This is a genomic window from Aeribacillus sp. FSL K6-1121 (genome assembly GCF_038003725.1).
In the GTDB taxonomy this organism is placed as follows: domain Bacteria; phylum Bacillota; class Bacilli; order Bacillales; family Aeribacillaceae; genus Aeribacillus; species Aeribacillus composti.
Genome location: NZ_JBBOPS010000001.1, coordinates 3639722 through 3656072, shown reverse-complemented (window position 1 = coordinate 3656072; position 16351 = coordinate 3639722). Strand labels below are relative to the sequence as shown.

General features: G+C 42.7%; 14 protein-coding genes. All 14 read right to left on the bottom strand.

Annotated features, from left to right (window positions below):
• Nucleotides 1-18: 18 nt before the first annotated feature.
• Nucleotides 19-2199, bottom strand: a complete 2181-nt coding sequence (pcrA, locus tag NSQ61_RS17815) for a DNA helicase PcrA (protein WP_340807750.1) — start codon at nt 2197-2199, stop codon at nt 19-21.
• Between the two features lie 27 nt (nt 2200-2226).
• Nucleotides 2227-2913 (bottom strand): heptaprenylglyceryl phosphate synthase, encoded by a 687-nt coding sequence (locus NSQ61_RS17810; RefSeq protein WP_144597458.1) that lies wholly within the window; start codon nt 2911-2913, stop codon nt 2227-2229.
• Nucleotides 2914-3122: 209 nt separating this feature from the next.
• Complete coding sequence (locus NSQ61_RS17805; protein WP_063388817.1) at nt 3123-3428, bottom strand: YerC/YecD family TrpR-related protein; 306 nt, start codon at nt 3426-3428, stop codon at nt 3123-3125.
• A gap of 3 nt (nt 3429-3431) precedes the next feature.
• A complete protein-coding gene (locus NSQ61_RS17800; RefSeq protein ID WP_066250766.1) occupies nt 3432-4469 on the bottom strand; it encodes a DUF3048 domain-containing protein in 1038 nt (345 codons plus the stop codon).
• 37 nt (nt 4470-4506) lie between these two features.
• Nucleotides 4507-6246, bottom strand: a complete 1740-nt coding sequence (locus NSQ61_RS17795; protein ID WP_144597456.1) for an adenine deaminase C-terminal domain-containing protein — start codon at nt 6244-6246, stop codon at nt 4507-4509.
• Nucleotides 6247-6618: 372 nt separating this feature from the next.
• Nucleotides 6619-7869 carry a phosphoribosylamine--glycine ligase gene (gene purD, locus NSQ61_RS17790; protein ID WP_340808164.1) on the bottom strand — a complete coding sequence of 417 codons (1251 nt, stop codon included), beginning with the start codon at nt 7867-7869 and terminating at the stop codon, nt 6619-6621.
• Nucleotides 7870-7887: 18 nt separating this feature from the next.
• Nucleotides 7888-9426 carry a bifunctional phosphoribosylaminoimidazolecarboxamide formyltransferase/IMP cyclohydrolase gene (gene purH, locus NSQ61_RS17785; RefSeq protein WP_340807747.1) on the bottom strand — a complete coding sequence of 513 codons (1539 nt, stop codon included), beginning with the start codon at nt 9424-9426 and terminating at the stop codon, nt 7888-7890.
• Nucleotides 9423-10004, bottom strand: coding sequence for a phosphoribosylglycinamide formyltransferase (gene purN, locus NSQ61_RS17780; protein WP_066252087.1), 582 nt, complete (start codon nt 10002-10004; stop codon nt 9423-9425). Before purN ends, purH begins: the two co-directional genes overlap by 4 nt.
• Nucleotides 10001-11041 (bottom strand): phosphoribosylformylglycinamidine cyclo-ligase, encoded by a 1041-nt coding sequence (gene purM, locus NSQ61_RS17775; RefSeq protein WP_311066580.1) that lies wholly within the window; start codon nt 11039-11041, stop codon nt 10001-10003. Before purM ends, purN begins: the two co-directional genes overlap by 4 nt.
• A gap of 26 nt (nt 11042-11067) precedes the next feature.
• On the bottom strand, nt 11068-12477 hold the full coding sequence (gene purF / locus NSQ61_RS17770) for an amidophosphoribosyltransferase (protein ID WP_063388823.1): 1410 nt from the start codon (nt 12475-12477) through the stop codon (nt 11068-11070).
• Nucleotides 12462-14678, bottom strand: a complete 2217-nt coding sequence (gene purL / locus NSQ61_RS17765) for a phosphoribosylformylglycinamidine synthase subunit PurL (RefSeq protein WP_340807744.1) — start codon at nt 14676-14678, stop codon at nt 12462-12464. The genes purF and purL overlap by 16 nt, the downstream gene beginning before the upstream one ends.
• A complete protein-coding gene (gene purQ, locus NSQ61_RS17760; RefSeq protein ID WP_340807742.1) occupies nt 14662-15345 on the bottom strand; it encodes a phosphoribosylformylglycinamidine synthase subunit PurQ in 684 nt (227 codons plus the stop codon). The genes purL and purQ overlap by 17 nt, the downstream gene beginning before the upstream one ends.
• A complete protein-coding gene (gene purS, locus NSQ61_RS17755) occupies nt 15342-15596 on the bottom strand; it encodes a phosphoribosylformylglycinamidine synthase subunit PurS (RefSeq protein ID WP_063388826.1) in 255 nt (84 codons plus the stop codon). Before purS ends, purQ begins: the two co-directional genes overlap by 4 nt.
• Complete coding sequence (purC, locus tag NSQ61_RS17750; protein ID WP_327862861.1) at nt 15584-16315, bottom strand: phosphoribosylaminoimidazolesuccinocarboxamide synthase; 732 nt, start codon at nt 16313-16315, stop codon at nt 15584-15586. Before purC ends, purS begins: the two co-directional genes overlap by 13 nt.
• Nucleotides 16316-16351 lie beyond the last annotated feature (36 nt).

Sequence of the window (16351 nt, the reverse complement as noted above, 5' to 3'; positions counted from 1 at the left end):
ATTCCTTCCTTCAAATAGTTACTGTACTTTTTCAATTGGTGCAAATTTAGCAAGCAACCGTTTTATGCCGACAGGACTTGGAAATGCCACGTCAAGTTCTTGATCCTCCCCATCGCCTTTCACTCGGACGACAACACCGACACCCCATTTTCCGTGCACGGCTTTATCACCTACTGACCAAGCCTTTACATCTCCTCCCGCTGATTTCGCTCCGATTGTTCTATTTAGTTTCGGCTTTGGAGATTTCTTTTCATTTAAGTCTTCTAAAACCTCTTTCGGCATCTCTTCAATAAAACGAGATTCCGGGTTCATGTTTGTTCTTCCAAAAAGGGTCCTCATTTTCGCATTTGTTACATACAATTCTTCCTCTGCCCGCGTTATCCCGACGTATGCCAGCCGGCGCTCTTCCTCCATTTCCGCCTCTTCCATCAAGGCTCGGTTGTGAGGAAATACACCTTCTTCCATCCCGATCATAAATACAACCGGAAACTCTAAACCTTTTGCCGAATGGATCGTCATCAATAACACGGAATCTTTCTGCTCCGATTGCTCTTCATCAATGCGGTCAATGTCCGCAATCAAGGCCAAATCCGTTAAAAAGGCGACGAGGCTTTTGTCCTCATTTTGCTTTTCAAAGTTTTGAGTTACAGATAAAAATTCATCAATGTTCTCTAAACGACCTTGGGCTTCCAATGTTTTTTCCTGCTTAAGCATCTCCCTGTAGCCGGTTCTGTCAAGAATCTCTTCCACAAGCTCAGTAACAGACACATAGTCTTGCATTTGTGACAGCTGCTGGATCAATTCACGGAATTCCGTCAACACTTTCATAGCACGAGTGCTGACCCCGATATGTTCCATTTCTTCTAAAGCAGCAAACATCGAGATACCTTGCTGGGCTGCATAATTCATTATTTTTTCAACGGTTGATGCACCGATGCCCCGTTTCGGAACATTGATGATTCGCACCAAACTAATATCATCATTCTGGTTTGCCACTAGACGCATGTATGCAAGAATATCCTTGATTTCTTTCCGGTCATAGAACTTTATGCCGCCGACAATTTTATAATCAATATTCGATTTTAACAGCACTTCCTCTATGACACGGGACTGTGCATTTGTACGGTACAATACAGCAATATCGGAAAGTCTTCTTTTGCCCGATTGGACGAGCTCTTGAATTTGCTTGGCGACAAACTGGGCCTCCCCAATTTCGTGATCAGCCCGGTAGTAAATAATTTTTTTCCCCTCAGGGTTTTCCGTCCATAAATTTTTCGGCTTTCTGTTCATATTATTTTTAATGACTTCATTAGCCGCATGCAAAATACGCTTGGTAGAACGATAATTTTGTTCAAGCAAAATCACTTTAGCGTTCGGATAATCTTTTTCAAACGATAAAATGTTTCCGATGTCCGCCCCTCGCCAGCGATAAATCGATTGATCCGAATCGCCGACAACACAAATATTTTGAAAACGGGATGCTAGCATCTTTACAAGCGTGTATTGTGCGCGGTTTGTATCTTGATATTCATCAACATGAATGTATTGAAATTTCCGCTGATAATATTCGAGTACTTCTGGAACACGTTGAAAAAGCAGTATCGTTGACATAATGAGGTCATCAAAATCAAGAGCTTGGTTTTTCAACAATTTTTTTTGGTAGTCGATATAGATATCGCTGACAATTTGCTCCCACACATCTCCTGCTTGACGAGCAAATTCCTCCGGGGAAATGAGATCGTTTTTCGCGCTGCTGATAGTGCCGAGAATAGCTCGAGGATCATATTTTTTAGGATCAATGTTTCGTTCTTTTAAAATTCCTTTGATGACAGACAATTGGTCTGATGTATCCAATATCGTAAAATTGCGATTGACGCCGATCCGGTCAATATCTCGGCGAAGGATTCGCACGCACATCGAGTGAAAAGTGGAAATCCATATTTCCTCAGCACCAGGGCCAAGCAGTTGTTCAATCCGGTCTTTCATTTCCCTCGCTGCTTTATTTGTGAAGGTAATAGCAAGAATATTCCAAGGTGCTACTCCTTTTTCTGCCATTAAATAAGCGATCCGGTGGGTGAGAACCCTTGTCTTGCCGCTGCCTGCACCCGCCATGATTAAAAGAGGACCTTCCGTATGTTTCGTCGCTTTTTGCTGCTGTTCATTCAAACCTGAGAGGAGCTGCTCAGTCAAAAAATGCATTCAACACTCACCTCATTTTCACTTTCTTTACCCTTTGACAGCGCTGACGGTTTCAAGCGCTGCTTGTAAATTTTCATAAATGGCATTCCCGACAACGATGATATCAGCGTGCTCGGCCATTTCTTTTGCTTGCGCAGCATTTTGAATGCCGCCCCCATAAATAAGCCTAGTATTCGTTAAAACCGATTTCGCTGCTTTTACTGCTTCAACATTGCCGTACGTTCCGCTATATTCTAAATAAAAGAGCGGAAGATGAAACATGTTCTCCGCCATTCTCGCATACGCTTTAATATCATCCAAATTAAGCTCCGTCTTTGCTTCGGTCAATTTTGCCGCTTTGCACTCTCCATTTAAAATGCAATAACCTTCCATTAAAATATCATTCCAGTTCATAATGTCACCAAACTCTTTCATTGCTTGGTGATGCAGCTCCGTAATCCATGTAGTATTTCGGCTGTTTAAAACCGTCGGAATAAAATACAAATCAAATCCTGGAACAATCGATTCTAAATTCGATACTTCCAGCACGCATGGAACGAGAAAACGCCGCACCCGCGAAAGCAAAGAAAGAACATTATCTTCCGTTACATTGTCGCTTCCTCCAATGATAACAGCGTCCGTTTTTGATTCACAAATTTTTTCAAGCAGTTCATCGGAAATGGCTTTATCCGGATCGAGCTTAAACACATGTCTCCACTCGTTCACATCATACATACATAATCCTCCATTTCATATACCATTTCATTATTATATCAAATTATAATAGGACAAAAAAATGGTGAATCAATGAAAGTCTGTAGATGTTTAGAAAGAGTTTTTTTAATATGAGAGGGGGTTTTTTTAAGCTATGTTGAAGAAGCCTTTCAGAGTTTTAAAAGTTCTAAACTAAAAAAGAGCTGCTGATTTCACCCAGCAGCCCAAATTTATGACGAAGCGTTGTCATCTTTAATTCTTTCAAGCGCCATTGCATAAGCATCATTTCCGTAATTCAAGCACCGCTTTACCCGGGAGATTGTCGCTGTCGATGCACCTGTTTCTGTTTCAATTTTATGATACGTATAGCCTTCCTGAAGCATTCTTGCAACTTCAAACCGTTGGGCAAGCGATTGGATTTCATTGACAGTGCAAAGGTCATCAAAAAAACGGTAGCATTCCTCCAAATCTCTTAAAGAAAGGATAGCCCGGAACAATTGGTCTAACTCTCTCCCCCGCAGCTTGTCAATTTGCATGCATCATTCTCCTTTCTCAGCTGAATTTTGAAAAGCCTTATCCAAATCTGGCACGATATTGATCCAAGTATGGCCGGGAACTAATTTTACTTGTTCTTCATTTTCATAAGGAAGGATGCGTCCGTTCACATTTTTCCAATCGACCCTTTTCATCATACCTTTTTGCAAAAGAATTCCCTCGCCCCCAGAGTTTAAATCAATCGTTCTGCGACCGTAATCATCAAGAAAACGATGATCCGTTTGGACAATAAAAATATTGTCTAAAAGAACAGGTTCTTCCGTTTCGCGATCGACTGTCAGTTCGTCCCCGGAATACCGCTTATACCGGCCTAGCTGCTGATCGAATACATATTTAATGCGCCATTCCGGTTTAGAACCATAGGAAACAACAGCTTCTAACATTTCTTCTCCAGAAATGCCGCTTATTTCTTCATCTGAAAGAAAAGGCAACGGGGCAACTTCCTTTGTCATTGAATACCCGTTTTCTTTTGCTCCTTTTACGACATTTTCAAAAGAAATATACGAGTTATGAGGAGCTTTCCGGGTTGAATCCCGCCAAAACAGCGTACCATCATAAAACAGACCGTTTAAATAGTCTAGGTGCTCTGACTCCAGCATTTCTTTAGCAGTGGGACTCCAGCCGTGACTGATATAAATTGCTTCATACCCTTTACTCAAATCGACAAAATATTCCCGCGCACTTCTGACTGGACCGATAATTTTTGGTTTCTCGCTTTGATAAATGGCTAAAAAGCGCGTGATCGTGCCTTCAGCTAAAGCCTCGTAAACAATATCCGCTTTATTTAATCCTGATTGAGGCCTCGCTTTCGGATGGTTGTTAATCGTGACAGCAATTGGGCGGCTGTCAATGCTTCCGGTCGCAGCATTTCCTGTCAAAGGGCTTACGGCTGTTTCTTTTTCAACTGGCTGATTTTCAGATGATGACGGTTCGTCATTTGTTTTCTCTTTTTCTTTTTCATTTGTGCAAGCTGTTATAAAGACAAAGAAAAGCATCGTAAATAAAATCAATGTTCTTTTCATTCATTCACAACCTTAACTAATTTATCCCTTTTATATTTTAACGTATTATTGTCGGAAAGAGTATTGTTTTTTTCATAACATCATAAATTCCTTCCTGTGTAACCCGGATATATGGTAAATGTGTGCAGGATAAAAAGAGCAGGCTGTGAATCGGGTCTAAAAATTTATAGCCCTTTTCTCGCATAATTTGGACTAAATCATTTTCCTCCTTAATGAGATCTTTAAATTTTTTCGATGACGCAGCGCCGTTAATGTTAAGAGGCATTTCAAAAATCACTTGGCCATTTTCCGTTATTACTATTCCCCCGCCGATTTCTTTCAATCTGGAAAATGCATGCATCATATCTTGTTTGTTTTTCCCTATCAACACCACATCTCCAGTCGTTGAATAAGTGCTTGCAAAGCCTTTTATCCCCTTTGCGAAGCCTTTTAACATTGTATTGATCCGCCATTTCCCTTTTTTATCGATGACAGCGAGGAAGCTTTCGTCATGATCTAGCGGAAGTTCATCAACGAAGTTGTCAATAGTGATGGAATACGGCTCAATAATAACCGTGTTTCTCATTTTTAATCCCATCGGCATAGAAAATTGAAGATCATCCATTGTCAAATCCCAATCAAGTTCAAGCGGTGCAACTTCATATTTGTTCCAGTCTGCTTGAGGGAAATGATCAAACACCTGACCGTCCTTATGAATCCATTTCCCTTTCGCCAAAACAGCCACTGGGTTCGGGTTATTTTTCGCTTCCAGAAAATTTATGGAGGCTAACCTGCCAGGACCGATTACTCCCAATTTTGAATCAAGCATATAATATCTAGCAACATTGTACGTTGCCATTTTATAAGCCTCAAACTCTGGAATTCCGGCCTCCAGCGCTATTTGAATGGTCTGATTAATCATTCCATTTTCATAAAAAGCAGGCGTTGAACCATCCGTTGTAAAAAACATTTCGTCAAAACGATTAACTCCAAATGCAAGCAGCTCTTCCAACAATTTCGGCAAATCCGGCCGTATTGAAGAATAGCGGAGCGGCACGCTGTATCCGCATAACAATCGATTATATACTTCTTCTCCGCTAATAGATTCGTGATCGGAATCGACACCAAATAATTTCATTTTTGTCAATGTTTTTCGAGAAGCCCCTGGAAAATGGCCTTCTACACGCTTCCCGACCTTTTTTGTCTCATGAATCCAGTGTAAAAACAAGTCATCCCCTAAAAGAAGCTTTGGCCAGCCTGTCAATTCTCCTCCTTGAATAACGGCTGGATGCTCGATCCATTGTTTTACGACATCTGGCGGAATGAGTTGATCTTCTTCTCTGCATTCCGTTTGCAAGTCATAGCGGGCCCACCAAAAAAACTGAACTGGAGAAGATTGCATATCTTCAACAAAAGAAAACGCTTTCTTTTTTGGGAATTGTAATAGCAAAAATAGGTTATCGCATATTAGTGTTGTAGTTCCCGTTTGCGATACATGTTGTGCAAGCGAATGAGGATTATATAATTGAAACGGATGGGCGTGCGGTTCAATATAGCCAGGAACTAAATAAAGTCCTTTGCAATCAAATATTTCCGTATTTGCTGTTTTTTCCGGCTCTTCATTGCCGACATAAATAATGCGGTCTTTATAAATCCAAATATTTGACTTCACCCACTGGTTTAAATATGGATGTAAAAATACTGCATTTTTCAACCACAAGGTTGGTGCTAATCTATTTGAAACGACATCTATATGTTCACGAATTTCATGGGCTTTCCAAAAAGCACCAGATCGCATGATCTGCTCAGTCCTCCTCAATTAAAAGTAATTACTCAAAATAGTGACTCTGTTACTTTATATATTAACATATGAAAAATATTAAAGCACTAAAGTTTCTTACAAAATTTTGAACTTGGGATAACGGTGCAGAGGCTTTCTTGATTGATCGTTTCCTAATAGAAGAAACGCTGGTTTATTTTTAATAATGAGCGGTCAAAATAGGAAGTTGTTTAAGAAGAAGCTATGTCAAAAATGCCGATTACATTCCTTTATAAAATGAAAAGGACAGGAACAACCTCCTGTCCCATTGGAAAGGTTTATAAAATATGTGGTAGATATGTCTTTTATTTATTAGTATTCATCGGTTCGGAATATTGAAAGCCAAATTCGTTATAGTGCGCGATAGCCGATGTCTTTACGATAAAACAAACCTTCCGTCTCAAGCTCTTTTAATTGCTTGTACACTTTTTCTTGCGCATTTTTTAAATTATCTCCAAATGACGCCACAAGGTATACACGACCCCCGTCTGTTACAAATTGGCCGCCTTCCTCTTTTGTTCCGGCATGGAATAAAAGGGCATCCGCACTAACCTTTAACAAACCGATCGGTGTTCCTTTCTTATAGCTGCCCGGATAGCCTTCCGCCGCCACAACGACTCCCAACACCGCTTGATCTGTCCATTCAAGTTCAACCGGTTCTCCTTTTAACACTTTCAACATCACATCGATAAGGTCTGATTTTAGCCGAGGAAGAACTACCTGTGTTTCTGGATCTCCAAAACGCGCATTGAATTCAATCACCTTCGGGCCGTCTTTTGTCAGCATGAGGCCGGCATAAAGAATACCGGTAAATGCCGCTCCTTCATTTTTCAAAGCTTTCGCTACCGGCTTTAAAATTTTCTCTACAGACTCATGAACAACATCATTAGAAATCTGCGGGACAGGAGAATAAGCCCCCATTCCACCTGTATTCGGTCCTTTGTCTCCGTCAAAGGCCCGCTTATGATCCTGCGCAATCACCATCGGGTAAATGTTTTCTCCATTTACGAAAGCCATAAGGGAAAACTCTTCACCTGTCAAAAATTCTTCAATTACAACGGATTTTCCTGCTTCTCCCAGCTTATTTTCCTTTAAATAGCCGGACAGCGTGTCAATTGCTTCTTCATTTGTCATTGCAACAACGACACCTTTTCCCGCCGCAAGCCCATCCGCTTTAATCACAATCGGGGCGCCTTTTTCTTCTACATATTGCTTCGCTTTGGCAAAATCAGAGAACGTTTCATAATTGGCAGTCGGAATGTTATATTTTTTCATTAAATTTTTTGCAAATGATTTGCTTCCTTCAATAATTGCCGCTTCTTTCCTCGGTCCGAATACAGTTAATCCAGCGTCTTCAAATTCGTTGACAATACCGTTCATTAAAGGAATTTCAGGACCAACAATGGTTAAATCAATGTTGTTTGTTTTGGCAAATTGGATCAATTCGTCTGTTTGTTCTTCTGAAATCGGAACTCTTATTGCAACGTCTTTCATACCATCATTGCCAGGCGCGACATACACTTTTTCAACGAGAGGGCTATTGGCCGCCTTCCAAGCGATCGCATGCTCACGGCCCCCTTTTCCAATAACAAGTACTTTCATCATCAGTCATCCCCTTTCTTAATGTTTGAAATGACGGACTCCAGTAAAGACCATTGCAATTCCGTATTCATCCGCTTTTTTTATCGAATCTTCATCGCGAATGGATCCGCCTGGTTGTATGATTGCTGTAACCCCTGCTTTCGCTGCTTCTTCAACGGTGTCAGGCATTGGGAAGAACGCATCTGATGCAAGTGCACTGCCTTTCGCTTTCTCGCCAGCCTGTGCAATCGCAATTTTGGCAGCACCAACCCGGTTCATTTGGCCTGCACCAACACCAACGGTCATTTCATCTTTTGCCAAAACAATCGCATTTGACTTGACGTGCTTCACGACTTTCCAGCCAAGCTTTAAGTCCTTCCATTCTTGTTCAGTCGGCTGTCTTTTTGTTGGGATTGAAATGTTCGCGTCATCGAGCGTATAAATATCTTGATCTTGAACAAGAAGGCCGCCGTAAACAGATGTCAGCTGCTTCTCCGGTTGGAATTTTTTCGAAAAGTCGATCGTTAACAATCGAATATTTTTCTTTTTCGTTAATATTTCAAGAGCTTCTTGGCTAAACGAAGGGGCAATGATAATTTCCAAAAAAATTTCGCTCATTTTTTCAGCCGTTTTCTGATCAACTTCACGATTCAGTGCAACAATGCCGCCGAAAATTGAAGTCGGGTCCGCCTCATATGCCCGATTATAAGCTTCAAAAATGGTTTCACCTGCGCCGACGCCGCACGGATTCATATGCTTAACAGCGACCGCTGCCGGTCCATCAAATTCTTTGACAATGCTAAGTGCCGCATCCGCATCTTTAATGTTGTTATACGACAATTCCTTTCCATGGAGCTGGATGGCTTCGGCAATAGATGATGGAGGCGTGATCGGCTTTTTATAGAACGTTGCCTGTTGGTGAGGATTTTCCCCATAACGAAGGGATTGCTTCCTTTCAAATGTCACAGTAATCGATTCAGGCTCTTCTTCCCCTGCCTGCTCTGTTAAATATTCCGCAATCAGTGCATCGTATGCAGCAGTATGCCGGAATACTTTGGCAGCCAGCTTCCGTTTTGTTTCTATGCTTACTTCTCCGTTCTCTTTCAGTTCGGTTAAAATGACGGGATAATCTTCAGGATCAACGACAACCACTACATCTTGGTGATTTTTTGCAGCAGCCCGAAGCATCGTCGGCCCGCCGATGTCAATGTTCTCGATCGCTTCCTCAAAAGTCACGCCATCTTTGGCAATTGTCTCTTTAAACGGATATAAATTCACAACGACTAAGTCAATCGGTTGAATACCGTTTTCCTCCATCTGCTTCATATGGTTATCATTGCTGCGAACCGCAAGCAGCCCCCCGTGAATAGCAGGGTGCAGCGTTTTAACTCTTCCGTCCATAATTTCCGGAAAACCGGTTACTTCCTGAATTCCAATTACATCTATTCCATTTTCCTCAAGAAGCTTTTTCGTTCCGCCAGTGGAGATTACTTCAATCCCAAGATTGACAAGCTCTTGCACAAACGGAATGATGTTTGCTTTATTAGATACACTGACAATTGCCCGTCTGATTGTCATGCTTTCACCTCTAATTTTTCTAAAATTTTTCCTATTGTTTCAGGATAAAATGAATGCTCGATTTTATGGATTTTCTCTGCAAGTGTATTAGCATCATCATCTTCGCTGATTTCAACCGCACGCTGAGCGATGATCGGGCCTGTATCCATTCCTTCATCAACATAATGGATGGTGACACCCGTAATTTTTACGCCGGCACGGAGCGCTTGTTCAATTGCATGTTTTCCCGGAAATGCAGGAAGCAAGGAAGGATGTATATTCACAATTCTCCCCGCAAAAGCGTCAAGAAGAGTGTGGCCGATTAAACGCATGTAGCCGGCCAGCACGATAAAGTCCACTTGATAGTGCCTCAATTGCTGTAAAATATCTTCTTCAAACTGTTCCTTCGACTCATATTGCTTCGGATCAAAAACAAAAGCAGGAATCTGCTCCTTTTCTGCCCGCTCCACTACTTTAGCACCGGGTTTATCACAAACTAAAAGCATCACATTTGCTTTTAGCTTCCCGCTCTTTACATGGTCTACAATCGCTTGGAAATTAGAGCCGCTCCCGGATGCAAACACCGCGATCCGCTTCATGAAAAAGGCCCTCCTTTCAGCCGAATTCCGCTTCCTTCTTTTACCCGGCCGATGAGAAAAGCCTTTTCTCCCAGCTTTTCAAGCTCATTAAGGCACTGCTGAACAACATCTTCTTCGACCGCCAGAACAAAGCCGATTCCCATATTGAACACTTCAAACATTTCAGACAAATCGATATTTCCTTGCTGTTGAATAAAGGTAAAAATCGGATGAATCGGCCATGAACCGAAATCGATTTCTGCTCCAAGCCCTTCCGGAAGCATTCTCGGGATGTTTTCAATAAACCCTCCTCCGGTAATATGGGCCATGCCGTCAACTTTATATGCTTTCACAAGCGGCAGGACGGAAGAAACATAAATTTTTGTCGGCTTTAGCAATTCTTCTCCGAGCGTTTCGGTTAGAGGCTCGTATATTTCATGTAAATCAAGCTTATTTTCTTCCAAAAGCACTTTGCGAACGAGTGAATAACCGTTTGAATGGATGCCGTTTGATGAAAGGCCGATGAGAAAGTGCCCAGGCTTGATCCGTTCGCCTGTGACAATGTTTTCTTTCTCGACAACACCGACAGCAAAGCCGGCAATGTCGTATTCATCTTCATCATATACGCCGGGCATTTCCGCTGTTTCTCCACCGATGAGCGCACAACCCGCCTGCAGGCAGCCATCGGCAACACCTTTAACAATTTTTTCAATTTTTTCAGGGTCTGCTTTCCCGAGCCCCAAATAGTCCAGGAAAAAAAGCGGCTCCGCACCTTGTGCCAAAATGTCGTTTACACACATAGCCACAGCGTCTATTCCAATCGTATCGTGTTTATTCGCCATAAAGGCAAGCTTCAGCTTCGTTCCCACTCCGTCTGTTCCGGAAACAAGCACCGGCTCCTTATATCCTAAGCTTGCCAGATCAAACATTCCGCCAAAACTGCCGATCCCTCCTAAAACACCGGGACGCTTCGTTTTTTCCACATGCTTTTTCATGCGGCGAACTGCTTCATAGCCCGCATGAATGTCCACACCTGCTTCTCTATACGCTTTGGACATGAATTATCCTCCTTCGGTCTGTCATATTAGCCTTTCTCATGAGGAAGAATCGTATCTTCATAAATGTCTGTCGGATATTTTCCTGTAAAACATGCCATACATTGCCCGCGAAATTCACCTTCATATTTCCTTCCGATCGCATCCAGCATCCCTTCTGTGCTTAAGAAAGCAAGACTATCGGCGCCAATGATGCTGCGAATTTCTTCTACAGTATGAGAAGAAGCGATCAGCTCCTCATGAGTGGAGGTGTCAATACCGTAATAGCAAGGGTTGGCAATCGGCGGTGAACTGATGCGGACATGCACTTCTGTTGCCCCTGCTTCCCGCAGCATCTTGACAATACGCTTCGATGTCGTTCCTCTTACGATTGAGTCATCCACCATGACAACCCGTTTGCCTTCCACTACCCCGCGGACAGGGGAAAGCTTCATTTTCACTCCTTGCTCCCGCAATGATTGGGACGGCTGAATAAACGTACGGCCGACATATCGGTTTTTAATTAAACCGAGCTCGTACGGTATACCGGATGCCTCGGCATAGCCGATCGCCGCAGATATGCTGGAATCCGGAACTCCAGTCACTACGTCCGCCTCTACAGGCGCTTCTATCGCAAGCCGTTTGCCGAGATTTTTTCTTGCAGTATGAACATTTATTCCTTCCACATTGCTGTCAGGGCGTGAAAAATAAACGTATTCCATCGTACAAATCGCACGGTTAATCGTTTTGGAAAAACGTTCGCTTTTCAGTCCTTCACCATTGATGATGATAAGCTCGCCAGGCTCAACATCCCTTTCTAGCTGAGCTCCAACAGCATCAAAAGCGCAGGTTTCCGAAGCGACAACATATGCATCACCGAGACGTCCGATAGATAAAGGACGGAGTCCGTTCGGATCAAGGGCAATCATCAGCTCTGTTTCCGTCATGATTAAAAAGGCGTATGCCCCTTTAATCATCGTAAGCGCGTTTTTCACTTTATCTTTTAGCTCTAAATAGCCGCTTCTTTTAATTAAATGAGCAAGAACTTCTGTATCTGACGTTGTTTGAAAGATGCTTCCTTGATTTTCAAGCTGATGCTTCAATCCGGAAGCATTCACTAAATTTCCGTTGTGAGCTAATGCGAGACCGCCTTGCTCAGATCGAAAAAGGAACGGCTGGACGTTTTCATAACCGCCTCCTCCAGCCGTCGCATAGCGAACATGGCCAATAGCTCCTGTTCCTTTTAAATTGTCTACCCCATTGGCAAACACTTCTGTGACAAGTCCTTCCCCTTTAAACCCTGTCAGTTTTTCGCCGTCTGTTACGACAATCCCTGCCCCCTCTTGTCCGCGATGCTGAAGGCTGTGCAGACCGTAATAAGTGATTTGAGCAGCGTCCTTATGACCCCATATGCCGAATACACCGCATTCTTCATTTAGCCCCTTTATTTCAGCAAGCATGGGATAGCTCCTTTCCAAGCTTGTTCTAACTCTTCCACTGATGCTTGAATCAATGTTTCTCCATTGCCGTTGACAATTTTAAGAATTCCGCTGTTTGTGACCGTTCCGATAGCTTCAGCTTGAACAATCTTTTCAAACGCCTCTTTGTTTTCCGGTTTTACGGAAACGACGATGCGGGACTGGGATTCGCTGAACAGCCCTGCCAATGCATCACCGTTGATCGTTATTTCCGCTCCAAGGCCCGTTCCGATTAAGCATTCACTTAGCGCAACGGCCAGGCCTCCTTCGGCAACGTCATGAGCCGACTGGACAAGCCCTTCGCGAATGGCAGCTAACAGCTGATCTAAACGTTGCTTCTCTTCTTCCAGGTCAATTTCCGGCGCTTTGCCAAAGATCTTGCCTTCAAGCATTTTTTGCAATTCGCTTCCAGAAAATTCTGCTTTTGTCTCACCAAGCAAATAAACGATACTGCCCGCCTCTTTAAATGATTGCGTTGTAATATGATCTGTATCTTCAATAAGTCCGACCATACCGACAACCGGAGTTGGATAAATAGCTGTTCCGTTCGTTTCATTGTACAAGGAAACATTTCCGCCAATGACAGGTGTATTTAAAGCTAAGCACGCTTCGCTCATGCCGTCCACCGCTTTTTCAAGCTGCCAAAAAATCTCTGGTTTTTCCGGGCTGCCGAAGTTTAAACAGTCTGTAATAGCGAGCGGCACCGCTCCTGAACATACGATGTTTCTTGCTGCTTCACTAACTGCAATTTTTCCGCCGACTTCTGGATCTAAATATAAATAGCGTGAGTTGCAATCGGTTGTCATCGCCAAAGCTTTTTTCGTCCCTCTGATTCTAAGGACAGCCGCATCAGAACCGGGCGCCACGACAGTGTTCGTCCGCACCATATAATCGTATTGGTCATATACCCACTCCTTGCTGGCTATCGTTGGCTGTTTCAGCAATGCAAGAAGGGTTTCTTTGTAATCGTCAACTTTTGGAACATATGGCGGCATGCTTTGAAACTGGCGATAATATTCAGGTTCTTTAGACGGTTTATAGTAAACAGGCGCATCTTCCGCAAGCGCATCAACAGGAATTTCCGCAACGATTTCTCCTTTATGAATAAGGCGCAGCATCTTGTCATCTGTAACTTTACCAATCGGTGCAGCCTCCAGATCATATTTTTTAAACAGATCAATGATTTCCTGCTCCCGCCCTTTTTTAATAACGAGAAGCATTCTTTCTTGCGATTCGGATAACATCATCTCATAAGGAGTCATTCCTGCTTCCCGCTGAGGAACAAGATCCAAGTTCATTTCAATTCCTGAGCCCGCCTTGCTCGCCATTTCTGCCGATGAGCTTGTAAGCCCCGCTGCCCCCATATCTTGAATGCCGACAAGTGCATCAGATTTGATTACTTCAAGGCAAGCTTCCAAAAGCAGTTTTTCCATGAAAGGATCTCCAACTTGAACAGCCGGACGCTTTTCTTCGGAAGCTTCCGACAATTCTTCGGAAGCAAATGTAGCACCGTGAATGCCGTCTCTTCCGGTTTTGGCCCCGACGTACATCACTGTATTGCCGACACCAGTTGCTTGCCCTTTTTTGATATCTTCATGGTTTATGAGTCCGACACACATCGCATTGACCAGCGGATTTCCTTCATAGGAAGCGTCAAACTGCACTTCTCCTCCAACGGTTGGAATTCCGATACAGTTACCGTATCCGGCAATGCCAGCGACAACTTCTTCAAACAAATATTTGACACGCGGGCTTGTAAGTTCCCCAAAGCGAAGAGAGTTAAGGAGAGCGATTGGTCTGGCTCCCATCGAGAAAACATCGCGAATAATGCCTCCGACTCCTGTTGCTGCACCTTGATACGGTTCAATTGCAGAAGGGTGGTTATGGCTTTCTATTTTAAAGACGACGGCTTGATTGTCGCCGATATCAACAATCCCTGCTCCTTCACCAGGTCCTTGCAGCACACGTTCTCCTTTTGTTGGAAACTTTTTTAATACTGGTTTTGAATTTTTGTAGCTGCAATGCTCTGACCACATAACAGAAAAAATTCCAATTTCCGTGTAATTCGGCAATCGTCCTAAAATTTTTTCAATGAGGGCAAACTCCTCATCACTAACTCCCATTTGCTTATAAATTTTGTCGTTTTTTATCATTTCTGGACTTGGTTCAAGAATTTGTGACATGAGCTTCCCTCCAACTTCTTACAATCGATTGAAACAATTTCAACCCGTCTGTGTTTCCTAAAAGTTCGCTGACTGCCCGTTCCGGATGCGGCATCATTCCAAGGACATTGCCGCGTTTATTTACGATGCCTGCAATGTTATTTAAGCTTCCGTTCGGATTATCTTGATACGTAAAAACAATTTGCTTGTTTGCGATTAAATCTTCAAGAGTTTTTTCATCACAATAATAATTTCCTTCCCCATGTGCGATCGGAATGGTGATAATCTCGCCCTTATCATATTTGTTCGAAAACATCGTTTCGTTGTTTTCCACCTTTAATTTCACAGGGCGGCAAATAAATTTCAGCTTCTCGTTCCGTCTCATGGCACCCGGAAGAAGACCAGCCTCAAGCAAAATCTGAAACCCATTGCAAACGCCAAGTACAGGCTTCCCTTCATCTGCAGCTTTCACAACTTCCTTCATGACATTGGCAAAACGGGCAATGGCTCCGCTGCGCAAATAATCGCCGTATGAGAAGCCGCCGGGAAGGAGAATGCCATCGAAGCCACTTAAATCTTGAGCGTCATGCCAAACGTATTCGACTTCCTCTCCCAGTTCGTCTTTAATGGCATGGTACATGTCAACGTCACAATTGGAACCCGGAAAAACGATCACGGCAAATTTCACTTGACGGCTACCTCCTCTATTTCATAACGGTAGTCTTCAATCACAGGATTTGCTAAAAGCTTTTTACACATTTCGTCGACAATCTCTTCGACATTTCGATCCGTTTTTCCGATTGCTAGCTCCATGTACTTCCCGATACGAACATCTTCCACTTCGTTGAAATTCATTGAATGTAAAGCATTTTTCACCGCATTTCCTTGAGGATCAAGCACACTTTCACGCAATGTAACATATACTTTTACTCTGTACATGGAACTGTACCTCCTAAACGTTTTAAAATTTCTTTATAAGCATCCGTCAAATTGCCGATATCCCGGCGGAACACATCTTTATCAAGCTTTTCATTTGTATGTTTGTCCCAAAGTCGGCACGTATCAGGGGAAATTTCATCTGCAACAACAAGCGTTCCGTCGTTAAGCAAGCCAAATTCAAGCTTAAAATCTACTAGTCTCACGTTTCTTTCATGAAAATGCTTCAATAAAATATCGTTTACTTTGAAAGCTAATGTTTTTATTTCATCCAGCTGCTCTTTTTCCGCAAGCTCTAGTAGTTCAATATGGAAACTGTTAATTAAAGGGTCTCCCAGGTCATCATTTTTATAGTAGAACTCAATGATCGGCTTTTTAATCTCAGTTCCTTCGGCAATGCCCAATCTTTTGGACAAGCTTCCTGCCACAATATTTCGTACAACTACTTCAATCGGAATGATTGTCACCCGTTTGACAAGCTGTTCATTTGACGAAATTTTTTGAACAAAGTGGGTCGGAATGCCGTGTTCATTTAACTTTTCAAACAGCAAACTTGAAATTTCATTGTTTAGCTGTCCTTTGCCTACAATCTCAGCTTTTTTCTCCCCATTAAACGCGGTAGCGGAATCTTTATAATAAACAAGAAAAATGTTAGGATCGTCTGTTTCATAAATTTTTTTCGCTTTTCCTTCGTACAGCAATGAGCCCTTTTGAACGGTCATGATCATGCCTCCTAATGCGGAATATTGGCCTTTCAA